Origin of the sequence: Mycobacterium sp. 23, from assembly GCF_048287075.1 — a bacterium.
Taxonomy (GTDB): domain Bacteria; phylum Actinomycetota; class Actinomycetes; order Mycobacteriales; family Mycobacteriaceae; genus Mycobacterium; species Mycobacterium gordonae_B.
In genome coordinates this window covers 1,317,953-1,344,637 of the sequence record NZ_JBLVUX010000005.1, presented here as the reverse complement: position 1 = coordinate 1,344,637, position 26,685 = coordinate 1,317,953, and the positions used below count along the sequence as shown (strand labels likewise).

General features: G+C 69.0%; 28 protein-coding genes and 1 pseudogene. 16 read left to right on the top strand and 13 right to left on the bottom strand.

The genetic code is table 11. From position 1 onward, the window contains the following. The first annotated feature begins 57 nt into the window (after positions 1 to 57). Positions 58 to 840: a sulfite exporter TauE/SafE family protein gene (locus ACNQS7_RS07210; protein WP_418012031.1), complete on the top strand. Its 783-nt coding sequence runs from the start codon at positions 58 to 60 to the stop codon at positions 838 to 840. A 29-nt stretch (positions 841 to 869) separates the two neighbouring features. Further along, the gene (locus tag ACNQS7_RS07205) at positions 870 to 1,808 is read left to right on the top strand and encodes a catalase family peroxidase (RefSeq protein ID WP_418012030.1); all 939 of its coding nucleotides are present in this window, start codon (positions 870 to 872) and stop codon (positions 1,806 to 1,808) included. Positions 1,809 to 1,923: 115 nt separating this feature from the next. Here the strand turns inward: ACNQS7_RS07205 and ACNQS7_RS07200 are convergent, their stop codons facing one another. After that, complete coding sequence (locus ACNQS7_RS07200; protein WP_418012029.1) at positions 1,924 to 3,030, bottom strand: glutamate--cysteine ligase; 1,107 nt, start codon at positions 3,028 to 3,030, stop codon at positions 1,924 to 1,926. 210 nt (positions 3,031 to 3,240) lie between these two features. On the opposite strand from ACNQS7_RS07200, the gene ACNQS7_RS07195 reads away from it, so the two are divergent. Then, positions 3,241 to 3,900: a TetR/AcrR family transcriptional regulator gene (locus ACNQS7_RS07195; RefSeq protein WP_418012028.1), complete on the top strand. Its 660-nt coding sequence runs from the start codon at positions 3,241 to 3,243 to the stop codon at positions 3,898 to 3,900. 6 nt (positions 3,901 to 3,906) lie between these two features. Here ACNQS7_RS07195 and ACNQS7_RS07190 read toward each other — a convergent pair whose 3' ends face one another. Further along, entirely contained in the window at positions 3,907 to 4,332 is a 426-nt protein-coding gene (locus ACNQS7_RS07190) for an anti-sigma factor antagonist (RefSeq protein WP_418012027.1), read from the bottom strand. Positions 4,333 to 4,489: 157 nt separating this feature from the next. On the opposite strand from ACNQS7_RS07190, the gene ACNQS7_RS07185 reads away from it, so the two are divergent. Then, entirely contained in the window at positions 4,490 to 5,131 is a 642-nt protein-coding gene (locus ACNQS7_RS07185; RefSeq protein ID WP_418012026.1) for a TetR/AcrR family transcriptional regulator, read from the top strand. A gap of 1 nt (position 5,132) precedes the next feature. Here ACNQS7_RS07185 and ACNQS7_RS07180 read toward each other — a convergent pair whose 3' ends face one another. Then, positions 5,133 to 5,801, bottom strand: coding sequence for a DedA family protein (locus ACNQS7_RS07180; RefSeq protein ID WP_418012025.1), 669 nt, complete (start codon positions 5,799 to 5,801; stop codon positions 5,133 to 5,135). A 96-nt stretch (positions 5,802 to 5,897) separates the two neighbouring features. Between ACNQS7_RS07180 and ACNQS7_RS07175 the strand changes: the two genes are divergently transcribed. Continuing rightward, the gene (locus ACNQS7_RS07175) at positions 5,898 to 7,535 is read left to right on the top strand and encodes an acyl-CoA synthetase (RefSeq protein WP_418012024.1); all 1,638 of its coding nucleotides are present in this window, start codon (positions 5,898 to 5,900) and stop codon (positions 7,533 to 7,535) included. On the opposite strand, the gene ACNQS7_RS07170 is transcribed toward ACNQS7_RS07175, so the two are convergent. Then, positions 7,528 to 8,163 (bottom strand): pentapeptide repeat-containing protein, encoded by a 636-nt coding sequence (locus ACNQS7_RS07170; protein WP_418012023.1) that lies wholly within the window; start codon positions 8,161 to 8,163, stop codon positions 7,528 to 7,530. The genes ACNQS7_RS07175 and ACNQS7_RS07170 overlap by 8 nt on opposite strands. A gap of 269 nt (positions 8,164 to 8,432) precedes the next feature. Between ACNQS7_RS07170 and ACNQS7_RS07165 the strand changes: the two genes are divergently transcribed. Beyond that, entirely contained in the window at positions 8,433 to 10,418 is a 1,986-nt protein-coding gene (locus ACNQS7_RS07165; RefSeq protein WP_418012022.1) for a PE family protein, read from the top strand. Between the two features lie 22 nt (positions 10,419 to 10,440). Then, on the top strand, positions 10,441 to 11,193 hold the full coding sequence (locus ACNQS7_RS07160) for an IclR family transcriptional regulator (RefSeq protein WP_418012021.1): 753 nt from the start codon (positions 10,441 to 10,443) through the stop codon (positions 11,191 to 11,193). On the opposite strand, the gene ACNQS7_RS07155 is transcribed toward ACNQS7_RS07160, so the two are convergent. Genes ACNQS7_RS07155 through ACNQS7_RS07135 form a run of 5 tightly spaced genes read right to left on the bottom strand, consistent with a single transcriptional unit; the run spans position 11,181 to position 14,730 of the window. After that, positions 11,181 to 11,906, bottom strand: a complete 726-nt coding sequence (locus ACNQS7_RS07155) for a class II aldolase/adducin family protein (RefSeq protein ID WP_418012020.1) — start codon at positions 11,904 to 11,906, stop codon at positions 11,181 to 11,183. The genes ACNQS7_RS07160 and ACNQS7_RS07155 overlap by 13 nt on opposite strands. Continuing rightward, positions 11,903 to 12,697 carry a 3-(cis-5,6-dihydroxycyclohexa-1,3-dien-1-yl)propanoate dehydrogenase gene (gene hcaB / locus ACNQS7_RS07150; protein WP_418012019.1) on the bottom strand — a complete coding sequence of 265 codons (795 nt, stop codon included), beginning with the start codon at positions 12,695 to 12,697 and terminating at the stop codon, positions 11,903 to 11,905. The genes ACNQS7_RS07155 and hcaB overlap by 4 nt, the downstream gene beginning before the upstream one ends. Next, the gene (locus ACNQS7_RS07145) at positions 12,681 to 12,932 is read right to left on the bottom strand and encodes a hypothetical protein (protein WP_055576542.1); all 252 of its coding nucleotides are present in this window, start codon (positions 12,930 to 12,932) and stop codon (positions 12,681 to 12,683) included. The genes hcaB and ACNQS7_RS07145 overlap by 17 nt, the downstream gene beginning before the upstream one ends. Then, positions 12,929 to 13,450: a 3-phenylpropionate/cinnamic acid dioxygenase subunit beta gene (locus tag ACNQS7_RS07140; protein WP_418012018.1), complete on the bottom strand. Its 522-nt coding sequence runs from the start codon at positions 13,448 to 13,450 to the stop codon at positions 12,929 to 12,931. The genes ACNQS7_RS07145 and ACNQS7_RS07140 overlap by 4 nt, the downstream gene beginning before the upstream one ends. Next, on the bottom strand, positions 13,447 to 14,730 hold the full coding sequence (locus tag ACNQS7_RS07135; protein ID WP_418015920.1) for a Rieske 2Fe-2S domain-containing protein: 1,284 nt from the start codon (positions 14,728 to 14,730) through the stop codon (positions 13,447 to 13,449). The genes ACNQS7_RS07140 and ACNQS7_RS07135 overlap by 4 nt, the downstream gene beginning before the upstream one ends. Positions 14,731 to 14,937: 207 nt before the next feature. Between ACNQS7_RS07135 and ACNQS7_RS07130 the strand changes: the two genes are divergently transcribed. Further along, the gene (locus ACNQS7_RS07130; protein ID WP_418015919.1) at positions 14,938 to 15,837 is read left to right on the top strand and encodes a Rieske 2Fe-2S domain-containing protein; all 900 of its coding nucleotides are present in this window, start codon (positions 14,938 to 14,940) and stop codon (positions 15,835 to 15,837) included. Then, entirely contained in the window at positions 15,834 to 16,319 is a 486-nt protein-coding gene (locus tag ACNQS7_RS07125) for a hemerythrin domain-containing protein (protein WP_310785811.1), read from the top strand. Before ACNQS7_RS07130 ends, ACNQS7_RS07125 begins: the two co-directional genes overlap by 4 nt. Positions 16,320 to 16,335: 16 nt before the next feature. Here ACNQS7_RS07125 and ACNQS7_RS07120 read toward each other — a convergent pair whose 3' ends face one another. From ACNQS7_RS07120 to ACNQS7_RS07110, 3 genes and pseudogenes are all read right to left on the bottom strand, one after another. Further along, on the bottom strand, positions 16,336 to 17,115 hold the full coding sequence (locus tag ACNQS7_RS07120; RefSeq protein ID WP_418012017.1) for a class I SAM-dependent methyltransferase: 780 nt from the start codon (positions 17,113 to 17,115) through the stop codon (positions 16,336 to 16,338). A 33-nt stretch (positions 17,116 to 17,148) separates the two neighbouring features. Continuing rightward, entirely contained in the window at positions 17,149 to 18,816 is a 1,668-nt protein-coding gene (locus ACNQS7_RS07115) for a PE family protein (protein WP_418012016.1), read from the bottom strand. 189 nt (positions 18,817 to 19,005) lie between these two features. After that, positions 19,006 to 20,702: pseudogene (locus tag ACNQS7_RS07110) on the bottom strand (PE family protein). Positions 20,703 to 20,860: 158 nt separating this feature from the next. On the opposite strand from ACNQS7_RS07110, the gene pcaH reads away from it, so the two are divergent. The 3 genes from pcaH to ACNQS7_RS07095 are packed head-to-tail and all read left to right on the top strand — an operon-like array spanning position 20,861 to position 23,380. Next, positions 20,861 to 21,607, top strand: a complete 747-nt coding sequence (gene pcaH / locus ACNQS7_RS07105; RefSeq protein ID WP_418012015.1) for a protocatechuate 3,4-dioxygenase subunit beta — start codon at positions 20,861 to 20,863, stop codon at positions 21,605 to 21,607. After that, positions 21,600 to 22,166 carry a protocatechuate 3,4-dioxygenase subunit alpha gene (gene pcaG, locus ACNQS7_RS07100; protein WP_418012014.1) on the top strand — a complete coding sequence of 189 codons (567 nt, stop codon included), beginning with the start codon at positions 21,600 to 21,602 and terminating at the stop codon, positions 22,164 to 22,166. The genes pcaH and pcaG overlap by 8 nt, the downstream gene beginning before the upstream one ends. After that, positions 22,163 to 23,380, top strand: a complete 1,218-nt coding sequence (locus tag ACNQS7_RS07095) for a lyase family protein (RefSeq protein ID WP_418012013.1) — start codon at positions 22,163 to 22,165, stop codon at positions 23,378 to 23,380. The genes pcaG and ACNQS7_RS07095 overlap by 4 nt, the downstream gene beginning before the upstream one ends. Here ACNQS7_RS07095 and ACNQS7_RS07090 read toward each other — a convergent pair. Beyond that, entirely contained in the window at positions 23,377 to 24,177 is an 801-nt protein-coding gene (locus ACNQS7_RS07090) for a class I SAM-dependent methyltransferase (RefSeq protein ID WP_418012012.1), read from the bottom strand. The genes ACNQS7_RS07095 and ACNQS7_RS07090 overlap by 4 nt on opposite strands. Positions 24,178 to 24,314: 137 nt before the next feature. Here ACNQS7_RS07090 and ACNQS7_RS07085 point away from each other — a divergent pair, with 137 nt between their 5' ends. Genes ACNQS7_RS07085 through ACNQS7_RS07070 form a run of 4 tightly spaced genes read left to right on the top strand, consistent with a single transcriptional unit; the run spans position 24,315 to position 26,678 of the window. Continuing rightward, positions 24,315 to 24,977: a helix-turn-helix transcriptional regulator gene (locus tag ACNQS7_RS07085; RefSeq protein WP_418012011.1), complete on the top strand. Its 663-nt coding sequence runs from the start codon at positions 24,315 to 24,317 to the stop codon at positions 24,975 to 24,977. Then, the gene (locus ACNQS7_RS07080; protein ID WP_418012010.1) at positions 24,974 to 25,399 is read left to right on the top strand and encodes a hypothetical protein; all 426 of its coding nucleotides are present in this window, start codon (positions 24,974 to 24,976) and stop codon (positions 25,397 to 25,399) included. Before ACNQS7_RS07085 ends, ACNQS7_RS07080 begins: the two co-directional genes overlap by 4 nt. 11 nt (positions 25,400 to 25,410) lie before the next feature. Continuing rightward, a complete protein-coding gene (locus ACNQS7_RS07075) occupies positions 25,411 to 25,758 on the top strand; it encodes a cupin domain-containing protein (protein WP_418012009.1) in 348 nt (115 codons plus the stop codon). A gap of 2 nt (positions 25,759 to 25,760) precedes the next feature. Further along, positions 25,761 to 26,678 (top strand): NAD(P)H-dependent flavin oxidoreductase, encoded by a 918-nt coding sequence (locus ACNQS7_RS07070; protein ID WP_418012008.1) that lies wholly within the window; start codon positions 25,761 to 25,763, stop codon positions 26,676 to 26,678. Positions 26,679 to 26,685 lie beyond the last annotated feature (7 nt).

Sequence of the window (26,685 nt, the reverse complement as noted above, 5' to 3'; positions counted from 1 at the left end):
TGGCATGAGTCCACTCCGGATCAAACACTGATTCGTTGGTGAGTCTAGGGTTTTCGGGTGTCGGTTTCCCACATGATCTTGATCGGACTGGCGGGACTCGGGGCCGGCGCGATCAACGCGCTCGTCGGATCGGGCACCCTCATCACGTTTCCGACGCTGGTCGCGCTGGGCTACCCGCCGGTCACCGCCACCATGTCCAACGCGATCGGCCTGGTGGCCGGCAGCGTGTCGGGAACCTGGGGCTATCGCAGGGAACTGCGTGGGCAATGGGGGCGGCTGCGGTGGCAGATCCCGGCGTCGCTGGCCGGGGCGGTACTGGGTGCCTACCTCCTGCTGCATCTGCCCGAACGCGTCTTCACCCGAATCGTGCCCGTGCTGCTGGTGCTGGCTTTGATCCTGGTCGTCATCGGTCCGCGGATCCAGTCGTGGGCACGCCGACGCGCCGAGGACGCAGGCCGCTCCGCTGATCACATCACGCCGACTCGAATGGCGGCGCTGGTCATCGGCACCTTCCTGGTGGGCGCCTACGGCGGCTATTTCACCGCGGCTCAGGGCATCCTGCTGGTCGGCGTGATGGGCGCGTTGCTGCCGGAATCGGTGCAACGCATGAACGCGGCAAAGAATCTACTCACGCTTATTGTGAATGTCGTTGCCGCGGTGAGCTATACGCTGGTCGCCTGGGAACGGATCAGCTGGCCGGTAGCCGGGCTGATCGCGGTCGGCTCGCTGATCGGGGGATTGATCGGGTCACGCTATGGACGACGGCTGTCGTCAAATGCGCTGCGCGCCACCATCGTGGTGGTCGGGTTGATCGGGCTGTACCGGTTGCTCGCCGTGTAAACGCGACCGCGAAGACATACGATTCGGCAATGCCGGTTACTCCTGATGACGCAATAGCCGCGATCCGGGGCGCCGGCGGTGCCTGCCCCGGTTATCGGGCCCTGCACGCCAAAGGCACTCTGTACCGCGGCACCTTCACCGCAACGCCGGAGGCGGCGGGGCTCTCCCGCGCACAGCATCTCGACGGCTCGCCGGTCCCGACACTGGTGCGGTTCTCCAACGGCTCGGGCAACCCGGCTCAACCGGACGGTGCACCGGGCGTGCGCGGCCTGGCCGTGAAGTTCACTCTGCCCGACGGCAGCACTACCGACGTCTCCACGCAGACCGCCCGCCTGTTCGCCGCCAGCGGACCCGACGGATTCGTCGACCTGCTCAAGGCGCTGCGACCCGGCCCGACCATGCCGGCCCGGCTGGCCCGCCTCTTCGCGACCCGGCCGGCCCTGCTGCGTGCTCTGCCGGTTCTGGCCGCCGCCGGCAAGACCCCGGCAAGCTACGCCACCATCGAATACCACGGATTGCATGCTTTCCGCTGGGTCGCCGCCGACGGCAGCGCGAGATTCGTTCGCTACCATCTGATCCCGGCTGCCGGGGTAGAGCACCTGTCGCTACTGGCGTCCCGCAAAAGGGACCGCGACTTCCTCACCGACGAACTGAACACGCGCCTCGGCAACAGCCCGGTGCGGTTCGATTACCGCGTCCAGATCGCCGGACCCAACGATTCGACGGTGGATCCGTCGGCGCCCTGGCACAGCGCGGACACGGTCAGCGTCGGCACCATCGAGATCACCGGCGTCGACACCGAGCGCGAACACGGCGGCGACATCGTTGTCTTCGACCCGATGCGCGTCACCGACGGCATCGAACCCTCCGAGGACCCGGTGCTGCACTTTCGCACCTTGGCATATTCGGCGTCGGTCAAACTGCGGACCGGCGTCGACCGCGGCGCCGAGGCACCCGACCCCGAATAGGCATAAACATGATGGGGGCCCGGCAACCTGGGCCCGGGACGTTCAACGAATCCGCAGCCACCGCCTTCGACAACGCCACCGCCTCGTTAATTGATCATCACTGGCGCAACAGGATTCAACTGACTGTCGCCGCCGCGGCGTCCTCGATGACGTCCAGCGCCACGCCGCGGCGTTGCCACGCTCGACGTTGCCGCATCGCTCCGTTGCCGAGCGCGGTGACGCGGTCGAGTTCGTCGACGACGTGGTGGTATTCGTCCAGGGCGTCCAGTGCCGGGCGGACCCGGTGCACCAACGCGCCCAGCAACTCGCGCACCGGCACCGCCCCGCGCCCGCCGACCAGATCCAAGGTGCTGCCGGCCAGCCCGTCATGCGCGGCCTTCCAGTACGCCGCACGCAACGCGGCCGGCGGCAACCGGTCGACGGTGCGATCGCGCTCGTCGACCGCGGTCATCACGGCCGCCCGGATCAGCGTGGCCAGCAACACGGTCTCGGCGGCGGTCGCCGGCACATCGGCGACCCGCACCTCCACGGTCGGAAAATCCGCTGACGGGCGCACGTCCCAGTAGACCATCCCGGCATCCAGGATCACCCCGGTATCGACCAGCATCCCCACCGTGCGGTCGTATTCCTCAACCGAGGCGAAATACGGCGGCGCACCCGCGACGGGCCAGCGCCGCCACAACACACTGCGCCAGCTGGCATAGCCGGAGTCGCTGTTGCGGTAGATCGCCGAATTCGCGGACAGCGCAAGCAAAGTCGGCAGCCACGGGCGCAACCAATTGCCGGCGTGGACCGCCGCACCGCGGTCGGGCACCGCCACGTGGACATGGCACCCGCAGATGCCCTGCTCATGTGCCACCATCCCGAACCGCTCGCCGATCTGGCGGTAGCGGGGGGTGTCGGTCACCGGGAACTCGTGGGGAGTGACGGGAGGCAGCCCCAGGGCCAGCAGGCGCACGCCGACCGCCTCGGCGGCCTGCGTGGCTGTGCGTCGCAGCTCGGTGAGCTCTTCGTGCAACTGTGCAGAGGTGGTCGCGACGCTGGACGTCGTCTCCACCTGGCAGCTGGCCAGCTCTACGTCGAGCTCGACGCCGTGGCGTGCGGCTTCGGCGGCCACGTCGCGATTGCGCGGAGCGGGCTCGCCGGTGTCCGGGAGGACCAAAAGAAATTCTTCTTCCACACCGACCGTCGGGAGGTCGCCCTCCGAGCGCCGCGTGCTCATGCTCCGCAACCTACCCGGCTGATGACCGGGCAAACCTGCTCTCAACCGGTGTTATGCATGGGAACTTGGCCATGTCGGCGATTTCCCAGTACGAACGCGGTTAGTTGGGGACAATGGCCTCGAAGGGAACCGGAGTTCGGCCCTCACGGGGTCTCTGGGGTGGGTTCAGTGAGCGTGCGCGGCACGGTCCGATGAAGGAGCGATCTAGCAGTGTTAAGTCCCCGGTTGCAGGAACACGACTACGTCCTCGATTCGACCGAGAACCTGGTCGCCCAGGACGGCATCGAAGCCGTGACGATCCGCGCGCTCACCAAGGCCACCGGTGTCTCCAACGGCGCCATCTACCGCACTTTCGAATCCCGCGGCGGCCTGCTGGGCCGGGTCTGGATCCGGGCCGAACGTCGTTTTCTGGATCAGCTGACCAGTCTCGTCGAGGAGGCGAAGGCACAGCCTGGCAGTGAACCCCTGGATGCGGTCTATGCCGCCGCCGAGACCTCGCTGCTGTACCCGGACTTGTACCCGGGTTCGTCTGCATGCCTGATGACGGTGCGTCGCGACGACGTCGTCAGCCAACCGATGCCCGCCGATATCGCCGAGCACCTGCGGGGCCTCGAGCGCGAACTCGCCGCGGTCATGGCCCAGCTGGCCGAAGGCCTCTGGGGGCGCAGCGACGACAGCGCAGTCGACCTGATCGCCACCTGCATCATCGATCTGCCGAAGTGGATCGGTCTGCGCGGTGGACGGTACAGCCTGCCCATCCTGCGCGAATACCTGCGCGCGGCGGTGCGATCGGTACTTGAAGTGGGACCCCCGCCGGCCGGGGCAGACCGCGAGTTGGCGACCAGCGGCGCTCGCCACGGCGCGGCGTAACCGTCGTCAGGAAATCGCGAGGGCGTTGTCCACGGTCGGGAAGATCGGCAACTCCGCGGTCAGTCCGCAGGCAGCCACGATCCGGCTGACGATCGGCGCGTGGGTCACCAGCCGCAGTTCGACGCCGCGATTGCGGCACTGTTCGGCGGCCTCGCTGAGCACGCTGTAGGCGCAGCAGCCCATGAAGTCGACGTCGATGACGTCGACGACGAACGGTCCGGGTGCCGTGGCCGTGGCGGCCGCTTCGGTGACCAGCTGGCGCCAGGTGTTTTCGTTGCAAGCGTCGATTTCACCGCCGGCGTGGATCACCACCGCGTCGCCACTGCGATCGGTGATCGCACGCAGCGTGCTGCGGGGCTCGCCGAGTTGGTAGACCAGGCGGGTACTGAGTGTGAGATGTGAGGAAAAAGATTCTGCGATGACCAGGCTCATGGTGCACTCCTAATCGACTGGCGCAAGTCGCGCCGCGATGGATGCCCGTCCTGCATATCTGAAGACAGACAGATAAATCGCCCTGTAGATACCATTTCTATAACAAGACAGGTCTGTCTGTCTACATGGCTGGGGTAAGAGTACGGTAAGTCACGTTATGACAACGCCCGACGTCACGGGCCCCGGGGGTCCCGCCGTGCCCGCCCGTGAACGGATATTGAATGCCGCCTACGACTTGTTCGGCCGCCGTGGAATCAGGGCGGTGGGCACCGAGGAAGTGATCGAGCGTGCCGGGGTGGCCAAGGCGACGCTCTACCGGCACTTCGCGACCAAGAACGCGCTCGTCCTGGCGGTGCTCGAGCGGCGGGAGCAATTGTGGACGCACGGTCTGATCGAGAAACGCTCCGCGTCGCTGGGCAGCACGCCCGAGGAACAGTTGCTGGCGATTTTCGACGTCCTGCACGAGTGGTTCCACAATCGGGACGGCTTCGAGGGCTGCTCTTTCATCAACGTGCTGCTCGAGTTGGGCGCCGACCATCCGGCCGGCAAGGCGAGCATCGTCCATATCAACAACGTGCGTGAGATCGTACGCACGCGGGCGGTGGCCGCGGGTCTGCGCGACGTCGAGGATTTCGCGCGGTCCTGGCAGATCCTGATGAAGGGCGCGATCATGCTCGCGGCCGTCGGCGACACCGACGCCGCCCTGCGATCGCGCAGCATGGCCCGCGGCCTCATCGATCAGCACCGCCCACCCGACGGCATTCGCCCCGAAACGGACCGCGAAGAGGCGGTCGGTTAGGTCAGGCGGCCTTTTCCGCAGCCTGGGTTCCGGTCTTGCGGTAGTGCTCTTCCTCCAGTTCGGCGATCGCGCGAGACGTGCGTTCGCGCAACAGGATCGCCGCGGTGATGCCGCAGATGACGGCGATGACCAGGGCCACCCAGGAGAACCGGGACATCCAGCGCTCGGCGGCCACGCCGGCGTAATACACCAGGGCGGTGGTACCCCCGGCCCAGCAGATGCCGCCGCCCACATTCGCCGCCAGGAAGCGCGGGTAGGGCATCTTCAACGCCCCGGCCAGCGGCCCGGCGAAGATGCGCAGCAGGGCGATGAAGCGGCCGAAGAACACCGCACGAACACCCCAGCGGTTGAAGGTCCGCTCGGCCAGTGCCACATGCCCAGGACCGAAGTGCTTCGGGAATCTGCGGCCCAGGCGGTCGAACAGCGGCATCCCGAAACGCCGGCCGATCGAATAGCCGATCGAGTCGCCCACCACGGCGCCGATCACCGCGGCCGCGCCGACGCCGATGGGGTTGACCCCGATCTCGTGATGCGACGACATCAACGCGGCACTGACCAACACGATCTCGCCCGGCAGCGGAATGCCCAGGCTTTCCACTCCGACGACGCCGCCGACCAGCAGGTAGATCGCGAGCGGCGGGATTGAATGCAGCAGGGCGTCCAGATCCATGGATAAAGAATGCCTGACCGCCGCCGGATACGCGGCACAACGCCGTCAGCGAATACTGTCGTGACGTCAAGACTCAGGACAGCTCCGGAGGTCCCGTTGGAATTCAACCTCGCGCAGATCATTTCGGCGGTGGCCGCCGCCAACCCGGACCGCGACGCGATCGTGTTCGGCGACCGGCGATTCACCTTCGCTCAGACCGAGGAACGGGCCCGGCGTTTCGCACGCGCGCTGCACGACTGGGGATTGGGCGCCCACCGGGAACGCGCCGAGTTGGCGCCGCATGAATCGGGCCAGAGTCACCTGGGGCTGTATCTGGCCAACTGCAACGAGTTCCTGGAAGCGATGATCGGGGCCTACCGGGCCCGGGTCGCTCCGTTCAACGTCAACTACCGCTACGTCGCGGACGAGTTGGTGTACCTGATCGGCAACGCCAACGCGGATGCGCTGGTCTACCAGGCGCGTTTCGCCCCGACGTTGGCCCAGGCTCTGGAACGCGCGTCGAAGCCGGTTCGACTGATCCACGTCGACGACGAGTCCGGCAACGCGCCGCTTCCGGGGGCGGTGCGCTACGAGGAGCTGCTGGCCTCTGTTTCCGACGAACCGTTGGACGTGGTGCCCTCGCCCGATGATCTCTACATGCTCTACACCGGGGGCACCACCGGTATGCCCAAGGCGGTGCTGTGGCGTCAGCACGACATCTTCATGAATGCGATGGGCGGCCGGACCTTCGGCACCGGCGAACCGGTGCGCAGCCTGGAGGAGATCGTGGAGCGCTCCCGGCCCGACGGCCCCGGATCCATGACGGCCGCACCGTTGATGCACGGGGCGGCGCAGTGGGCCGCGTTCATCAACTTGTGTGCCGGGCGGCCGTTCGTGATGGCGCCGACGACCACCCATCTGGATCCGGCCGAAGTATGGGCGCTGGCCAGCCGGGAGCGAGTGGTGTCGTTGTCGATCGTCGGCGACGCTTTCGGCCGTCCGCTCCTCGATGAACTGCAGACCGGCTCCTACGACCTTTCCGGGCTGTTCGTGCTGGTCACCGGTGGGGCGGCGTTGAGCGCTCCGCTGAAGCAGCGGTTCGTGGAAGTGCTGCCGCACCTGACGATCCTGGACGCCGGGGGCTCCTCGGAATCGGGCGCCCAGATGGGGCAGGTCTCCAGCGCGGCGCAGCATGCCTCGGGCAGGTTCGCACCCAATCCGGGTGCGGTGGTGGTCAGCGAGGACCTGACGCGGATCCTGTCGCCCGGCGACGACGAGATCGGCTGGCTCGCCCAGCAGGGCCCGATCCCGTTGGGCTACCTCGACGATGCGGCGAAGACGGCCCGGACGTTCCCGGTCATCGACGGCATCCGGCACTCGGTTCCGGGCGATCGGGCCCGGTGGGACGCCGACGGCCAGATCGAACTGCTCGGCCGGGATTCGGTGACCATCAACTCCGGTGGGGAAAAGATCTTCGCCGAGGAGGTCGAGGCCGCGATCAACGAGCATCCCGCCGTCTACGACGTCGTGGTGACCGGCCGTCCGAGTGAGCGGTGGGGCAACGAGGTCGTCGCGCTGGTGCAGCTGGTGGATGGCGCACACGCCGACGCGGAGGGCATCATCGCCGAGGCCGCGCGTCACATCGCGCGCTACAAGCTGCCCAAGGCGGTGATTTTCTGCGCCAAGGTGCAGCGGTCACCGTCCGGCAAGGCCGACTATCGGTGGGCGAAAGAGCAAGCTGTACAAGCTAATTGAAGAATCCTGATTTGTCGTTGCTCTTGTTCCAGCCACCGGAGCTGCTGTCGCCGGAGTTGGCGACGCCCGAGCTGCAACTGCCCGAGTTGTTGATCCCGTTGTTGTAAGAACCGGTGTTGTAGAAGCCGGACAGTGCGTAACCGGTGTTGTGGAACCCGACGTTGCCCCGGCCGTCGGAGTTGTGCCAGCCCGACGTGTAGCCGAAGGCGTCGGCGGTGCTGTTCTGGAATCCCGACGAATCCGAGCCGGTGTTGTAGAAGCCGGACAAATTGCTGCCGACATTGCCGAATCCTGAATTCGAAACGCCAACAGGGGTTTCCGAACTGCCGAAGCCCGTGTTGAGACTTCCGGAATCGAACAGCCCGGTGTTGGTGTTGCCCGAGCTGAACAGACCGGTGTTCCAGTAGCCGGAGTCGAATGCGCCGGTGTTGACCGATCCCGCGTTCCAGAAGCCGGTGTTGGTGGTCCCGGCGTTGCCGAATCCCCAGTTGCCGTTGCCGGAATTGAAGAAGCCGACGTTCTGGCGAAGGCGGCGTAAAAGCGCCGGTCCTGAGCCGGCATCTGGGCAGCGATCAAGTGGGGCGGCAACAGGATCCGGCAGAACGGCTGTTGCATCGCGGAAAGGCAAGCGCCACAAAGATATTGAGACCTGGACTCGCCGCCGGATGAAAAGGGGGCGCCGCGTTGCCAACCAGTCTTGATTCCCCGACCACTCTGCAACGCGACGCTGGCCAACCGTATCGAGAATCACGAGGCCGTAGGTGCGTTTTGGCCGAAAACCGTCGTGGGAAGTATCCGCGTGGTGGGCCGGGTGGCTTCGTGCTGGAATGTTCATCCGCAGTGGGCCCATCGGGTCTAAAATCTGGTCCCGTCGCCAGGCCTGTCGGGAGGTTACTGATGTCGTTTGTCATCGCGGTACCTGAGTTGGTCTCGACGGCAGCCGGCGATCTGGCGGGTATCGGGTCGGCATTGTCGTCGGCCGGCGCGGCGGCTTCGGTACCGACTACCGGGATCGTCGCGGCGGCCGAGGATGAGGTGTCGACGGCGATTGCGGCGTTATTCGCGGCGCACGGGCACGCTTACCAGGCCCTCAATGCGCAGGTCGGGGCTTTCCACGAGCAGTTTGTGCGGTCGTTGGCCGCCGGGGCCGCCGCGTACGCCGCCGCCGAGGCGGCCGGCGCGTCGCCGCTGCAGAGCTTGCTCGGGTTGATCAACGCTCCGACCCAGACGTTGCTGGGGCGCCCGCTGATCGGCAATGGTGCTGACGCACCGGACTTCTCGGGGGCACCCGGTGGTGCCGGCGGGTTGTTGTTCGGCAACGGCGGTCGCGGTGGTTCGGGCGCGCCAGGCCAGGCCGGCGGTGCCGGAGGAGACGCGGGCCTGATCGGCAAAGGCGGGATCGGCGGTGTGGGCGGGGCCGGCGCGGTCGGTGGGAGTGGCGGTACCGGAGGGACTTTGTTCGGCGACGGTGGCGCCGGCGGGCGAGGTGGGTCCGCCGTCGCGGGGGTGCTCGGTGGGACTCCCGGCACCGGAGGCCACGGCGGCAATGCGAACTGGTTCGGCTCCGGTGGTGCGGGAGGGCAGGGCGGGACGGGTCTGACCGGCGCCGCGGGGGTCAATCCGACGCCGACCGGCACAGCCGCGCCGGGCAGCAGTCCTGGCAGCGCGCCGATTACCGTCAGCAACCCCGGCGCTGGCGTCACGGTCGTCGGGAGCGGTGGAGGTGTTGGCAGCGACGGGACTGCCGGTCAGACGGGCGGCACCGGCGGGACAGGGATGGAGCCGATCATCACGGTCGATCCGCCCGGCATCGGAGGGACTCTCACCGTCTCCACCGGCGCCGGTGGCAATGGCGGCCTGGCCGGCGTCGGCGGCGACGGAGGCGCCGGCGGGACTGGTGGCAGCTCCCTGGTCGTGAACAGCAGCCCGGTCACGGGTGCCACCAGCGTCTTCGGGGGGGCCGGCGGCAATGGCGCTCCGGGTGGGCCCACCGGCGGTGCGGGTGGCGCAGGTGGCCTGGGCGGGTTCGCGAACAGCCCCTACGCGGGTACCGCGACCGGCGGCAACGGCGGCAGTGGTGGTGCGGCGAGTACGGCGGCCGGCGCCGCGGGCGGTATCGGTGGCACCGGCGGCGCAGGCGGCACCGGCGGCCACGGCGGGCTGTTCCTAGGCAACGGGGGTGCCGGAGGTGCCGGCGGCGTGGGCGGCACCGGCGGGGCCGGGGCGGCCGGCTTTGCGGGCGGCGACGGCGGCGGTGGCGGCTCCGCCGTCAACAGCGCGACCGGTACTGCGGTCGGTGGAAACGGAGGGACCGCGGGCCACGGCGGGATCGGCGGGACGGGCGGTACGGGTGGCGCCGGCGGCCTCGGTGGGAACGGTGGGGCGGCCGGCTTCATCGGAATCGGCGGTGCCGGTGGCGTGGCCGGTGCCGGGGGAGTCGGCGGCGTCGGTGGCATCGGTGGTGCGGGCGGCGACGGCGGCGGGGGCGGGGGAGTCTCGATCACGGCCAGCCCCGCGGGGGCGCTCGGCGGCCAGGGCAACAACGGCGCCCTCGGTGGTGACGGCGGCGTCGGCGGTGCGGGCGGTGCCGGCGGAACGGGCGGCGGCAGCGGGGGAGCCGGTGGCCTGCTCGGGTGGGCCGGGGCAGCAGGGGGCGCTGGCGCCGGTGGCTCGGGCGGCGCCGGCGGCCAGGGCGGTGTCGGCGGCAGCGGCGGCAACGGCGGGGACGCGACTACCGGTGGCGCGGTCGGTTCGGGCGGCAACCTGGCGCTGGGCGGACAGGGCGGACTTGGCGGTGCCGCCGGAGGTCCCGGGGGCAGCGCCGGTGGCACCGGCCTCCTGGGTGTGCCGGGCAGTAACGGGAAGGCCGGACAATTCGTTTAGGCTCGGCGGAATGCGGAATGAGGTGCCGCAGTATCCGATCGAGTCGGTCGACAACGCGCTGAAATTGCTGCTTCTGCTCGGTGAGCAGCCGCAGATCCGGCTCAGCGAGGCCACCCGATACCTGGGGGTCGCGTCGTCGACCGCGCATCGGCTACTGGCGATGCTGGCTTACCGCGGCTTCGTCCGCCAGGATCCGGATTCCAAGGCGTACCTTCCCGGTCCGGCCCTGACCAGCGTGGCCTTTGCGATCTTCGGCCGCATCGACATTCCGCGCGCCGCCATGCCGGTGATGCGTGGTCTCAGCGAGCGACTCGGCGAGTCTATTCACGTGGGGATGCTCGATGGCGCCAACGTCCGCTTCGTCGCCGCGATCGAGGGTCCCAAGGCGGTTCGGGTGGCCTCCCGGTTGGGGCGCACGATGCCGGCCCACTGCACCTCGACCGGCAAGGCCCTACTGGCTGGATTGCCGGAAGACGAAGTGCGGCAACTGTTTCCGCATAAAATGCTGGAACGCGTCACGGAGCGCTCGATCGTTGACCGGACCCGGCTCGAGACCGAACTGGCTCGCATCCGCCGGCAGGGCTACGCCACCAACCGCGAAGAGAGTGAGGAGGGCGTCGCCTCGGTTGCGGTGCAGATCCCGATCCGCGCGCCCGGGTTACGGCTGGCGCTGAATGCCGCCGCGCCGCAGGGCCGTCTGCCAGCGTCGAAGTACGCGGCGGTGGCGGCCGCACTGATTGAGGCGGCCGAAGAGATCGGCGATCAGCTGGGCTGAGCGTTCAGGCGCGCGACCTCGTGCCGCCAGGCGGACTCGATGTTGAAGCCGGACCCCAAGTCCGGCAGGTCATCCCAATCCTCGTCGTCGATGTCGCGCAACGTGCCGCCGGCGGCGCGCACCCGCAACGACATGCGGGCCAGCGCGTCGACGCTGATCGCCTGCAACACCGCCTGTTCGACGCTGCCCGCGGCGCTGGTGATGCCGTGGCCGCGGCAGATCACCACCGGCCGGCCGCCCATGGCGGCCACCATGTCCTGGCCCAGCCGTGCATTGCGGATCAGCACGGCCCTTTCATAGACCGGCACGCCGCCGCGAGCCAGCCACGCGCCGGGGATATCGAAGGCGCCGTAGATGGGCCGGATCGCGATACCGGCCAGATCGGCGGCGACGACCGCGGGCGGGTGCAAGTGTGCGACGGCCCGGTGACCGGCCCCGGCCCGCAGGGTTTCGAGGTGGATGGGCAGCTCGTTGGGCACCCGGTAGCCGTCGAGTTCGCCCGGGGCGCCCTCACTTCCGTCGAAGGTGATGAGGCGGATGTCGCCGGGCCGGGTGAAGGCCACCCCGGTGTCGGTGTCACTGCGACATCGGATCAGCAGATGCTCGTCGTCGACCCGCAAGCTCAGATGTCCCAGCATGCCGTCCACCAAGCCGCGGGCCGCCGCGACCCGACAACCCTGTGCCACCAGCGCGCGCTGGGATTCCAGGCTCATCTCGGCGAGCCCAGACGGATTCCGCCGTCGGGGTGAACCGTCTCGCCGGTGATACCGCGAGATCGGTCCGAGGCCAGGAACACGTAGCTCCACGCATGGTCGGAGCCGGCCAACGCGACGTTGAGCGGGGTGCGGGCGGCCAGATCGGTTGCCCGGCCGGGGGAGTCGTCGAGGCGGACGTCGTCGAGTCCGAGGCTGGCAAGCCCGCGCAGGTCGGTGTTCAGGGTCCCGCCCGGTGCCACTCCATTGACCCGGATCTGGGGGGCCAGGTCGTGCGCCAACGCCGTCACCAGGCCGCGGACCGCGAACTTCGACGGCACGTAGAGCACGCCGCCGCGCCCCGGGTAGTAGGCGGAGGTGGATTCCGTCAGCACGATGCAGGGGCCGGTCCCGTTTCGCAGCGCCGGCAATGCGGCTTTGACCGACTGCAGGTGGCTGAGCACGTTCGTGCGAAACAACTCGTCGAACGCGGCGGAGAGGTCATCGGCATCGATATCGTCGATCCCCCGGTAGAAGTCGAACACCCCGACGCAGTTGACCAGCGTGTCCAGGCCGCCATGGGCGTCCACCGCGACGGTGACGGCATGCTCGTTGTCGGCGCGACTGGTGGCGTCACCCCGCACGACCGGGACGTCGGGCAGTTCCGCGCCGAGGCGCTGACACTTGTCCCGATCCCGTTCCAATACAGCAACTTTGGCGCCCTCGGCAATGAACGCATCGACCACCGCCCGCCCGATTCCCGAACCGGCGCCGACCACCAGGGCCCGTTTGCCGTCAAGCCATCCGGTCATCGCCGTCCTCTGGCTCGTCAGGCAGCAGCGGGGCCTGTGAGTTGCCGACCATGGCCGTCAGCGTACGGGGGTTCTGCCAGGTGAGAGCCTCGACCTCGAGGGCGTCCAGCGTGATCTCCCGCCCACTGCGGGGGCAGCGGATCAGTAGGCGCGACCCGTTGCGCGTATCGACCCGCTGCACGACGACCTCGGTGAATTCGTTGGCCACCGTGATCGGCTCGCCCACCGGGTTCACAGGAAGACCGCCAGGTTCTGCATGCGCAACACCGATTCGTCAGCAATGATGCTGCGGCGGGCCAACTTCCAGCAACCCTGGTCGTCATCCCGGCGCAGCACGTCTTCGCGGCCGCAGGACAACAACGCGGACTCGTTGACGTCGCCACGACTGCGGAACAGCAATTCCGCCGATTCGACGAGCAGGTGCGCCGGATCCTGTTCGAAGGTGCGCACGTTGGTGATGAAGTGCCGCAGTCGCGACGGGGGATCCTCGGCCCATACGTGCTCGGTGGCCATCCGGGCCACCCGCTGAGTCAGCGAATACTTGTCCTCGTCGAAGTGGGCCATACCCGGCGAGGTGTCGAATCCGGCGCCGCGGGCCGTGGTGACGCGCACCGGCATCACGTAGCGGATGTCGTCGGTCATGGTGTCCAGCCACGCCTCATACTGTTGCGCGTCCAGTAGATACGCCTCGTCGACCAGAAACTGGTGCGCCTGCTGATGCCGGATATCGTTGAACGGCAGAGCGTTTCTCATACGGACTCCAATTGCCGGGCCCACAGTTTGAGCAACTCGCGCTGGTTGTACTCGTTGTAGCCGACCTGCGCCCGGCCCGGCCCGTGGAACGACTCCGCGGGCAGCGCCTCGATCACCGGACTGTCGTCGGAAAGCAGTCCCATCCGGCTGTTCAGCAGCAGTCGCCGGGCCATCGAGCCCCCCGCCGTGGTCGTCAGTGAGACCCAGTTCTCCACGTCGTCCTGCTCGAACATCCCGGTCGACCCGAAGCACATCAGGTAAGCCTTGTACGAGTCTTTCTTGAACTGTTCGGGCGCGGCCGAGTCCACGGCGAACCACGAACACACTTCGGTCTCGTTCTCGCTGATCGGTTGCCACTGCCGGATAGAGATGAAGGGCAGCACCTGCTCCCCCTGGGGGAGTTTGGGCCAGTTGTGCACGAAGCTGAGGTTGGGGAAACAGGTGGCGGCCGAGAACATGAAGCCGTCCTGCGCCACCACTTGCTGCTGGGCGGGCGACCACACCGATTTGATGCGGGCGATCATCTCGTCGGGGTAGCCCACGTAACGCATGCGTTCATCGAAGTCGCCGGGCGGCAGCTTGTAGGTGGTTCCTCCGCCGCTGCCGGCCCAGTAGGTGGCTCCGTCTTTGCGCTTCTGCGCCTTGGGTTCCCGGAACAGACCGATCTCGACGATCGAGGCGTGAGTGTGCGGCGTGTGGTACATGTCGCCGGAGAAGTTCTCCGCGCCGATCTTCCAATTCGCCTTGATCCGCCACCGCTGGGGACCCCTGACCTGCAGGCCGTGGGAGCTCTGCCGGGTGTAGAAGTCCAGATAAAACGCGAAGTCACCGAGGAATTCGCGCAACGGCGGCGCGTGCGGGTCCAGACTGATGAAGATCAGTCCGTTGTAGGTGTCCAGATTCGGTGCGGGCAGCAGTGTTTGGCTTTTGTCGAAGCCCTCGTCGCCGCCGTAGGCGTCGCGGTGGAACGGCAGGCCGGTGAGACGCCCGTCGTTGCGGTAGGTCCAACCATGGTATGGGCAGCGGAAATTGGAGGCGTTGCCCATCTCGGCGCGGCACACCTGCATCCCGCGGTGCAGGCACATGTTGAAAAGGGCCCGCACCCGCCCGTCCGAGTCGCGGGTGATGATGAACGAATCATCGAGCACGCGGCGCACCACATAGTCTCCGTCGTGCGGGATCTCGGACTCGTGAGCCACGAACATCCACGCCCGGTTGAACAGCCGTTCCTTCTCCAGCGCGAACAGGTCGGCGTCGTTGTAGATGTGCGCCGGGATCATGCCCCGACGGACGTGCTCGAAAAGTTGGTCGGTCACCCGCACCTGCCCTTCGCCCCGGGTGTATCTCTGTCCTACAGAGAACCATTCTGCCCTGCGGCCACAGCAGTTCAAACGGCAACTCACAGGCGGCTTACATTCAAACCTCGGCGCGTAAGGGGAATTCTGGAATTTGTGGCCGCGACGGCCGACGTGCCAGGGGAGGACAACATGCGAAAGGTCGGGCCACGGGTGCTGGCCACGATCGAACGGCAGGACTGGCTCGATCGGCCCAGTTACCGTCTCGAGCACATCCTGACGCTGCTGTTCAACGCTCTGGGCGGGATGCGTGACCGGGTGATGAACGCGCTGAACGGCGTCTGGCTCGGGCACCCGGTGCACCCGCCGTTGGCGTCCCTGGCCAGTGGCGCACTGGGGACGACGGTGGCACTGGACGCACTGAGCCTGGTACCGGGACGGCGCCCCGCGGCCGACCGGAACACCGCACAGATCGCGTCTCATGCGCTCGGCCTCGGGATTGTCGCCAGCATCGCGTCGGCCGTCACCGGGGTATCCGATTGGCAGCACACCCACCGGGAGGACCGTCGGGTCGGGCTGGTGCACGGCGCGGTGAATTCGTGCGCGACCTTGCTCTACGGACTGTCCTGGCGGGACCGCCGGCATGGCCGCCGTCTCCGGGGAGTCGGCCTGGCGGCAGCGGGTTACGCCGTCACGCTCGGCGGCAGCTATCTCGGCGGAGCGTTGGTGTTCGATTCCGGCATCGGCGTCGACCGGTCCGGTGCGCGGTTGCGCAACAGTCAGTGGACACCGGTGTTGCCGGCCGGGGCGCTCAACGGGAAACCGGTTCGCGTCGAGGTCGGCGGCGTGGGACTGGTTGTCTGCCAGGGCGATCCGGGACAGGTGGCAGTGTTCGGAGAGTTCTGTCCGCACCTGGCGGCGCCGATGGCCGACGGTTGGGTAGATCGCGGGCGGATCGTATGTCCCTGGCACGGCTCGCGATTCGCGCTGGAAACAGGAGAGGTGTTGCGCGGCCCCTCGGCGGCCCCGTTGCCATGTTACGAAGCCCGGGTGATGGAAGGAAACGTAGAAGTGCGCGGAGTGGCCCATTGAACGCATACGAAGTGCTCAAGGAGCACCATGTGGTGCTGAAGGGATTGGGGCGCAAGGTCAGCGAGGCGCCAGTGAACAGCCAGGAGCGGCATGAGCTTTTCGACGAGATGCTGCTGGAACTGGACATTCACTTCCGCATCGAGGACGACCTGTACTACCCGGCGCTGGCGGCAGCCAGTGAGCTGATCGCGATCGCCCATGCCGAGCACCGTCAGGTGGTGGATCAGCTGGGCGTGCTGCTGCGCACCCCGCAGAGCGCGCCGGCTTACCAGCAGGAGTGGAACACCTTCAAAACCGTGCTCGAGGCGCATGCCGACGAGGAAGAACGCGACATGATTCCCGCGCCCGCGCCGGTGCAGATCACCGACGCGGAACTCGAGGAGTTGGGCAACAAGATGGCGGCGCGGATCGCGCAGTTGCGTGGTTCGTCGCTGCACAAGTTGCGGACCCGCGGCAAGGCGGCGCTGCTGAAGGCGATCTAGGACGATCTAGGACGATCTAGGACGCCGGCCGTCTGCCGATTCCGGCCATCATGATCGGCGTGAATACCCGGACGGCTTCGCCGAAGCGGGCAGCTGCAGCGGCGGCGTCCGCCTCCGAGATCAGTCCGGCCTCCACCACGGCCGCGCGCAGACTCTCGAAGGACAGGCTGAAGAAGTCGAAACCGGCTGTGTTGGAGTCGATCACCTTCGCCCGGCCTTCGCCGCGAACTTCTGTCAGCCCGGCGGCGGCCAGATCGGCGACCACGCGGCGGCCGTAGCGCGGTTCGAAGCCGGACTGCTGCATGAACGTCAGGATGGCATCGGTGACAAGGTCGAGTTGAGCGTCGACCGCGTCGAAGCCGAACGGTGTCCAATCCAGATCCTCGATCACCATCCATCCGCCGGGCCGCAACGTCGCGGCCAGGCGCTCGATGATCTCTCGCCGGTCCGGCAGGTGTTCGAGCACCAGCCGCGAGTGGACCAGGTCGAACTGCCCTTCGGGCAACTCGTCCGTGCGAATGTCGAGGCGCCGCACCTCGATGGTCTCGCCGGCCAGCGATTCGATGAAGCGGGTGTCGATGTCGACGGCCACCACGCTGGCCCCGCGACTGGCCATCCAGTGCAGCAGCGATCCACCACCGGCGCCGACTTCCAAACAGCGCCAGGGCTTTTCAGAGCTACGAAGGCCGAGCTCGTCGAGCAGAGCCTGGGTGCCCGGGTCCCACAGGCTCTCCATGGCGCCCAACCGGGTGCGCTCCTCGGCGAAGCCCTGGTCGTACACGTAATCGCTCGGCATGGCGCCAAGGGTATCGGTCAGCGCGCTCCCTGGTCAGCTGTCCGAGCCGGACGCGCCTTGACTGCCGGTGCTGCCGTTCGCGCCGTTGCCGCCGACGCTGCCCGCGTTGGCGTCGCCCCCCGAGGCGCGACCGCCCGCACCTCCGGAACCGCCCGCGCCGGCCGCGCCACCGGCACCTCCGGCGCCGGCCGCGCCACGGCTCCCGCCGTCACCCGCTGAGCCGAGCAGCCCTCCGGCTCCCGCCGTTCCGGCCGCGCCTCCGGTTCCGCCGGTTCCGCCGGCGCCGCCCTTGCCGCCTGCTCCGCCGGTACCTCCGGTGCCGCCGGTGGAATCGTTGTCTCCGGTGCCGGCCGCGGTGGCGTTGCCGCCGGCCCCGCCGGCCCCACCGGCAGCGCCGACTCCGCCGGCGCCCCCGATGCCTCCTGTCCCGCCGTGTCCCGCATCGCCGCCATTGCCGATCAGCATTCCGCCGCGCCCGCCGTTGCCGCCGTCGCCGCCGGCTCCGCCGGTGCCGCCGACGCCCCCGGTGCCGCCGGCGCCCCCGGTGCCGCCGACACCGCCGGTCGCCTGCCCGATGCCGGGGGCGGCTGCGCTGACGCTCGCCGCACCTCCGGCACCACCCACACCACCTGTCGCGCCGGTGCCGCCCGAACCGCCGATGCCGCCGGCGCCGCCCGCGCCGCCGTCCCCACCGTCTCCGAACAGCAGCCCGGCATTGCCGCCGGCGCCGCCGTGACCGCCGGTACCCGCGACGGTGGCGTTGCTGCCCAGGCCGCCCGCCCCGCCCTGGCCGCCCGCGCCGCCCTTGGCGACAAACAAAGAGTTGCTGGTACCTGAATCGCTGCCGGTGCCGCCGCTGCCGCCGGTGCCGCCGACCTGGCCTGCGGCACCAGCAGTTCCGGTGGCGCCGTCACCGCCGGTGAACAGCCCGGGCACCGTGCCCGCTTTGTCACCGCCGGCGGAGCCGGTGGCCGCGGGCCCGCTGACAGGGGTGGCCACGCCCGTCCCGGGCAGGCCGGAGCCGCCGTGCCCGCCGGCGCCGCCACTGCCGAACAGGTTCGCGCTGCCACCGGCGCCGCCGTTGCCCGCCGCGCCACCGTTGAAACCAGTCGCCGCCGCGCCGCCGGTGCCACCGGCGCCGCCGTTGCCAAACAACCAGCCGCCCGCACCCCCCTGACCGCCGGCCGCCCCGAAGCCGCCACCGCCGCCGCGTCCGCCGTTGCCGAACAAGCCCGCGTTTCCGCCATTGCCGCCGGTCAAGCCGGAGGAACCCGGCTGGGTGTAGCCGGCGCCGCCGTTGCCCCACAGCAGGCCGCCATTGCCGCCCGCCGGGTTCGACGCGGTTCCGTCGGCGCCGTTGCCGACAAGTCGCACACCGAACAGTTCCAGGCCGGGTTCGGCGGCGGTGAGGCCGGCAAGGTTGGTGGCCTCGGCGCTGGCGTAGGACGCCACGGCGTCGTGCAGAGTCTGGACGAACTGACTGTGAAACGCCGACACCTGCCTGCTCAGCGCCTGAAATGTCTGGGCGTGCGTACTGAACAGCGCGGCGACGGCCGAGGAGATCTCGTCGGCGCCGGCCGCCGCGATGTCGGTCGTGGAGTGCGCCGCCGACGCCCGTGCCGCGTCGATCGATGACGCGATTGCGGTGAGATCGCCAGCGGCGGCGCCGATCAGGTCCGGTGTGGTGAAGAGGTACGACATCGCTGAAACCTTCGTTGCCCGCAGAACGGAATGATTCATCGCTACTGAAGGTTTTAGACGATTATGAAGAAATCTTCAACCCTATCGCTGGACGCCGATTGTTAGTCCCGCGCCGGAACGCGGCGCGGCCAGGCAGGGCGGGGTGACGCCGTGCCTGGCCGCGCTGATTGAGGGTGTTGCCGGCCTTGGTCAGCCGTTGTTGCCGGACGCGCCTTCCTGACCGATGCTGCCGGTGGAGCCGTTCACTCCGGGTAGGCCCGATGCCGCATTCCCGCCGGTAGCCGTGCCTACGACGGAGGAACCGGTGCCTGGTGTTCCGGCCGCGCCGCCGTCACCGCCGACCCCGCCTACGCCGCCGGTGCCGAGGGCACCGGCGAGGCCGAACAGCCCGCCCGCACCCGCTGCGCCGGCCGCGCCGCCATCGCCTCCGGTGCCTCCGTCGCCGCCGGTGCCGCCCGTGCCGCCATTGCCGCCGAAACCGCCGTCGGACGCGTTGCTCGGGCTCGCTCCGGTGATTGACGCGTTACCGCCGCCTCCACCCGCGCCTCCGACGCCCCCGGTTCCGCCCGCGCCACCGATGCCTCCGGCCCCGCCGTAGCCTGCATCTCCGCCGGAGCCGAACAGGAATGCGCCGCGACCGCCGGCTCCTCCGGCGCCCCCGTTGCCGCCGTTGCCTCCGGTGCCGCCCGTTCCGCCGGTGCCGCCGGTGCCGCCCTGTCCGCCGACCGCCTGACCGCTTGCGGAGAAGTTGGCTACGGTGCTGACCGTTGCGGCGCCGCCGGTGCCGCCGACGCCGCCGTCGGCGGCCGTGCCGCCGGATCCACCGACTCCGCCCACGCCGCCGTGACCGCCGTTCCCGCCGTCGCCGTAGAAGAGTCCCGCGTTGCCCCCGGCGCCGCCGTGGCCACCGGCGCCCCCGGCGCCGGCAACACCGGCATCGGTGCCGGCACCCCCGAGGCCCCCGTGGCCACCGACGGCTCCCTGGGCGAGGTAGGCGGCGTTGGGGGTGCCGCCGCTGCCCGAGAAGGCACTTCCGCCGATTCCGCCGGTGCCGCCGACCTGGCCGACAATTCCAGGATCGCCAGGGTCGGGCGAGCCGCCATAGACGATCGGGGGGCTGCTCCGCCCGAGGATGCCGCTCCATTGGCGCCGGTCGCGGCGGTCCCGTTGTTCGGCGTGATGGCGGCGGTCCCGGTCAGGCCGGTGCCGCCGTTGCCGCCGGCGCCGCCGCTGCCGAACAGGATCGCGTTTCCACCGATGCCGCCGGCACCCGCAGCGCCGCCGTTGATGCCGGTCGCCGCGGCGCCGCCGATGCCGCCGGCACCGCCGTTGCCGAACAGCCATCCGCCCGCGCCGCCACTGCCACCGGCCGCACCGTAGCCACCGCCGCCGCCGGCCCCGCCATTTCCGAACAATCCGGCACTACCGCCGTTACCCCCGGCCAAACCGGAGGCGCCCGATTGCGTGTAACCGGCACCGCCGTTGCCCCACAGCAGACCGCCTTTGCCGCCGTTGGGGTTCGCCGCGGTCCCGTTGGCGCCGTCGCCGATGAGGAGCAGACCGAACAGCTCCAGGCCGGGCTGTGCCGCGGCGATGTTCGCCAGGTTGGCGGCTTCGGCGCCGGCGTAGGACGCCGCGCTGGAACTCAGCGTCTGCACGAACTGGCTGTGGAACACCGATGCTTGGGTGCTCACTGCCTGAAAAGTGTTGGCGTGCATGCTGAAAAGGCTTGCGACGGCCGCCGATACCTCGTCGGCGCCGGCCGCCAATATGCCGGTGGTGGAGCCCGCGGCCGCGGCCCTGGCCGCGTCGATCGATGACGCGAGCGAGGTCAGGTCGCCGACCGCGCTTCCCACGAAGTCGGGGGCGGTGATCACAAATGACATAGGTGTCCTTCCGACGGAGCAGCCGAGAGTGAAATGCCAAACGAATTTGCCAGCGTCGCGGAACTTAGCATCGTGTCCTGTCCCGGGTTGGCATTTTTGCGAAACTGTCAAAACGGGTGTCGTGGCCCGGCGAGTGACAGCGGGTAGCCTCACGCTGTGTGAAGGCCGGGGAGCGCGTCGCGTCGCAGCGTGACATCTCGGCGGAGATCGCGGCCATCTCGGCCGGCCGTCAGCCAAACAGCGCCGGCGCGATGCCGCGCCTGAACTACCCGCCCTATCGCAGTAGCACCCTGCGGCACCCGGACAACCCGCTGTTGGCGGTCGACCCCGACGAGATCGAGCGATCGGCACCGTGTTTCGGCCCTCAGGACGTCGATCCGCTTGACGCCGACCTGACAGCCGGGCACCCGGGCGAACCGATCGGGGAGCGCATCATCGTGACGGGACGGGTTCTGGATGAATCCGGCCGGCCGGTCGCCGGACAGTTACTGGAAATCTGGCAGGCCAATGCCGGCGGACGTTACCGCCACCAACTCGACCGGCACCCTGCCCCGCTGGACCCGAACTTCACCGGTGCCGGCCGGTGTCTCACCGGCCCCGATGGTTCCTATCGCTTCACCACCATCAAGCCCGGCCCCTACCCATGGCGCAATCACCACAACGCCTGGCGCCCTGCGCACATCCACTTCTCGGTATTCGGAACCGCTTTCACCCAGCGCCTGGTCACTCAGATGTATTTTCCGGGCGACCCCCTGTTCGGCCTGGACCCGATTTTCCAGTCGGTCCTCGACCCCGTGGCACGGCAACGACTGGTCGCCCACTACGACCATGACGTCACCGAACCGGAGTATGCGACCGGCTACCGCTGGGACATAGTTCTGCGCCGGTGTTCCGCCGATGACTGAATACCGTTGCACCCCAGGACAAACCGTTGGTCCCTTCTTCGGCATCGGGCTGCCGTTCGCGCGCGCCGCTGAGTTGGTCCGCGACGAGTTTCCCGGCGCCGTCGAACTGCACGGCACTGTGTACGACGGGGCCGCGGCCCCGGTGCCCGACGCGCTGGTGGAGATTTGGCAACCCGACAACGCCGGCCGCATTGCGCGGGCGTCCGGTTCGCTGCGCCGCGACGGATCGACCTTCACCGGCTGGGGCAGGGCGGCGACCGACGCCGACGGACACTACGCGTTCACCACGGTGGCTCCGGGCTCGGCGAACGCGCGCCCGCCGTTCTTCGCCCTCACCCTCTTTGCCCGGGGGTTGTTGGATCGGCTCTTCACTCGCGCGTACCTGCCGGACGCCGACCTGGACGCCGTCCCGGAGTTGGGCGGTCTGGAACCGCGGCGCCGGATGACGATGCGCTGTGTCGCTGAAAGTGATTCCGGCCGAGAGCGATACCGTTTCGATGTGCACCTGCAGGGTCCTGACCAGACGGTGTTCCTGGTGTACGGGGACGGTCCGACGTGACCAACCTGCTGTGGCCGGGTGACCAACGAGCCGGCGAGCACATGAGCGATCAGGCGCTGTTGCAGTCCATGCTCGCGGTGGAGTCCGCGTGGTTGGGCGCCCTCGGGACTGCGGGCCTGGCACCGGTCGCGACTGCCGACCTGCGGAACCTGGTGGGGGAGCAGGACTGCGAGCGGATCGCGGCCGGCGCCGAGGACGGCGGCAACCCGGTGATCGGCCTGGTGGCCTTGCTGCGCCAGCGCACGGTGCCGGCGTTGAGTCCGTGGATCCACCGGGGGCTGACCAGCCAGGACGTGATCGACACCGCCCTGATGTTGGCGCTGCGAGGCGTCATCACAGGACTGGGTGCTCAGCTGGCGAGACAGATCGACGCACTGTCCGCTCTTGCCGCTGCGCATCGAGGCACCCCGATGGTCGCCCGCACACTGACCCAGCATGCCGCGCCCACCACGTTCGGCGCCAAGGCGGCCGGCTGGCTCAATGCCGTTCTGGACGCCCGTGACCGGCTCGACGGGCTGTCCACTCCGGCTCAGTTCGGCGGTGCCGTCGGAACCTGTTCGGCCACGGTGGAATTGGCCACCTTGGGCACCGGTGCCGCTGACCCGGCCGAGCTCGCCGAAAGCGTCGCGCGCACTGCCGCAACGATGCTGGGACTCGACTATCGTGCGCCCTGGCATACCGCGCGCGGGCCGGTCACGGTCGCCGCTGACGCCCTGGTGGCGTGCACGGACAGTTGGGGCCGCATCGCCTCCGATGTCGTCACCCTGGTGCGCCCGGAAATCGGTGAAGTGAGCGAACCCGCCACCGCGGGGCGCGGAGGCTCGTCATCAATGCCGCACAAGCGAAATCCCGTGTTGTCCATTCTGATTCGGCGGGCCGCGATATCGGCGCCACCGCTGGCCGCCACCTTGCACCAGGCGGCCGCGCTGGCCAACGACGAGCGCCCCGACGGCGCGTGGCATGTCGAGTGGGATACCTTGCGCACCCTGGCCCGACGGACTCTGGTGGCGGGTTCGCAGTGCGGCGAACTGCTGGCCGGATTACAGGTGCACGCCGGACGGATGGCCGAAAACCTGGATGCGACAGACCTTCTCGGCGAGCAACGCGCCATAGCCGAACTCACCGGCAAGGAGCCGTCGCCGACCTACTTCGGCGCGATCGACCGGTTGATCGACGAGAGCTTGCGGCGGGCGCGGCACGCCGTCGGCGGTTAACCGGGCTTCTGCGCGACGATGGCCACCGCGGCCAACCTCTCGCGGTGCCTGCGGAAGGTGCTTCGCATCGCCAGCACCCGCCTGCGCGCGTCCGGTTGACTGAGCACATTCTTACCGAATCGGATTGCACCCCATAGTCCTTCGTCGGCAATCACCCGTCGCGGTGCCAGCAGTGCCATCGGTGCCGTCGCGACGTGGCGCACCACCAGTCCGTGGCCGCCCAGCAGTTCCGACCACTCCGCCACTGTCAACGGGCGCGCGTTGACTCTGATGGCGCGGGCCAGCGACTGCCGGACGTCGGTGGTGACCTCTTCGGGTAGATCGTCGGGGGTCAGGGCAAGCTCGTGGATCGCGTAGCGTCCGCGCGGCCGCAGTAACCGGGCGGCCTCGGCGACGATGGCGTGCTTGGCCGCATCGCTCTGCATGGTCAGCATCGCCTCGCCGATCACCACGTCGGCGCTGGCGTCGGGCAGGCCCGTGTCGGCCGCATCGGTGACCTTCACTTCGCCGTGACCCGCCACGACACCGCGTACCAGGTTGGCCGCGTCCGCGTCGGCTTCCGCGCCGACGTACGACCTGGGCCCGCGGGCGATGATCTCCGCCGCGGTCCGGCCCAGCCCCGGAGCCAGCTCGATGACATCGGCGTTGGCTACCTCGGCGCGGACCAGCAGGGTGCGGGTGAACTCGACGCCCCCCGGGCGTAGCACCCGCTTGCCCAACCGGGCCAACAGCCAGTGTCCGGGGACGTGCTCGTCGTCCCGGCTGGAAAGCGGAAGGGGGTCTTTGTCGGAAGTCATGATGGAGTCTGTTGCTGCACTGTAAGGTAACGCAGCCGGTGCACGGGGTGGGCGCCCGTCCGGGATTTGTACAAATTTACTTGTGTAAACTCGTTAGTCCACGCCGCACGCGCTCGGGAAGGGTTGGGTGACTCGCCATGGCAGATCCTGATTCGGGGCCGGAGTCGACCGGTCGCCGTCGCGCGGTACTGCGGATCCTGCGCTCGTCCCGCACGCCCCTGAGCATCGTCGCGATCGCAAAAAAGCTTGCGGTGCATCCCAACACCGTGCGTTTTCACCTGGACACGCTGGTCGCCGAGGGCCGGGTGGAGCATGTGCAGCCGAGTCGCCGCGGCCCCGGTCGCCCGCCACTGATGTTCCGCGCGGTGCCGCAGATGGATCGCGACGGTACCCGGCAATACCGGCTGCTGGCCGAAATCCTCGCCATCGGCCTTGCCTCCGAACCTGATTCGGACGCCCGGGCAGTGGCGGCCGGCCGGGCGTGGGGCGAGCGCCTCGGATCCCCCGGACCCGATCCGGACGCTGAGAGGTCCATCGCCCACCTGGTCGACGTACTCGACGACCTGGGTTTCGAGCCGGAGATCCGCGACGCCGGCGGCCACCCGCAGGTCGGACTGCGGCACTGCCCGTTTCTCGAGCTCGCTGAACGGCAATCGAGCGTCATCTGCCCCGTCCACCTCGGGTTGATGCGCGGCGCTCTGGAGACGTGGGCGGCGCCGGTGACCGTCGAGCGCCTGCAGGCCTTCGCCGAGCCGGACCTGTGCCTGGCCCACCTGGCGCCCGCGGGAGTGCAGCGGTGAGTTTGGGACGCGCCACGGAAGTGGCCGTCACGTTCGTGTGGCTCGGCATGGTGCTGGCCATCTCGTTCCTGGAAGCCCCGCTGAAGTTCCGGGCGCCGAATGTGACGCTGCAGATCGGACTGGGAATCGGCCGCCTGGTATTTCGCGCGCTGAACACCGTGGAGGTCGCGTTCGCCCTGCTCATCGGGGCGCTCGTAGTGGCCGGTCCCACGCCGGCACGGATCACGGTGGCGTTTTCGGTCGCGGCGGTGGCCCTGGCCGTGCAATTGATCGCGGTGCGGCCCCGCCTGACCCGGCGTTCCGACGAGGTGCTTGCCGGCTTGGAGGCACCGCGTTCGCGGGCCCATTACGCCTATGTCGGTCTAGAGGTGGTCAAGGTGGTGGCGTTGCTCGTGGCGGGGATACTGCTACTGAACAACTGAAAGGTGAGGGCATGGAATCCATCTCGCTGAACGACCTGGCGTCCGAGAAGCTGGCCGAGGCGCGGCAGTCCAACAGTGGCCGCGCCGCCCACACCATCCACGGCGGACATACCCACGAACTGCGCCAGACCGTGCTGGCCCTGATCGCCGAACACGAGCTGTCCGAACACGACAGTCCCGGCGAGGCGACGTTGCAGGTGCTGGCGGGTCACGTGCGGCTGACCGCCGGCGACGATGCGTGGGAGGGCAAGGCCGGTGACTACCTGGCCATCCCGCGAGTGCGCCACGCCCTGCTGGCGGTGCAGGACTCGGTGGTGATGCTGACCGTGCTGAAGTCTCAACCCGGCGCTTCACACTGACCGTGCTGAGCTCCCCCTGGTCGCGGGACTTCGGTTTGCGGGTACCGATCGTCAACGCACCCATGGGTGGGGTCGCGGGAGGCCGGCTGGCGGCGGCGGTGACCGCGGCCGGCGGGTTGGGGATGGTTGGGATGGGCAGCACCGCGACTCGGTCGTCGCTGGCGGCTGAGCTGCGTGAGGTGCGCGGGCGGTACGGGATCGGGCTGGTGGACTGGGTGATGCGACGCCAGAGCGGGCTGCTTGATGACGCGCTCGCCGCTCGGCCCGCGCTGTTGTCGATCAGTTTCGGCACTGACCTGTCCTGGGTCTCGGCCGCGCGCGATGCCGGAATACCCACCGCCACACAGGTTTATGACGCGGAAGACGCCCGCCGAGCGGCAGACGCGGGCGTCGACGTACTGGTGGCGCGCGGGGCCGAAGGCGGCGGTCACGGCGAGGTGCGACTGGCGACGCTGCCGTTGCTGGACGTGGTGCTGGACGTGGTGTCGCTGCCGGTCCTGGCGGGTGGCGGGGTCGCCTCACCGCGCAGTCTGGCCGCGGTGCTGGCCGCGGGAGCCAGCGGGGCATGGGTGGGTACCCGGTTGGCCGCCTGCCCGGAGGCGCTGACGGGGGCCCCCGGCCGTCAGGCTCTGATCGCGGCGGCCGCGACCGACACGCGGGTCACCCGGGTATTCGACGTCGCCGCCGGCCTGCCGTGGCCGGAGAGATTTCCGTCGCGGGTGCTGGCCGACGATTTCGTCGCGCGCTGGTCCGGTCACGAGGAGGCACTTGCCGGTGACCCGGACGCCTGCATCGGGCACCCGCCGCCGGTCGACGCGGGCCAGGGTGTCGGGATGATTCGCGACGACGCCACGGTGGGTGAGGTCATCGAAGTGATGTGTTCGGGTGCGGAGCAGTTGCTGTCGCGGTGGGCGACCTAGCGGGGTC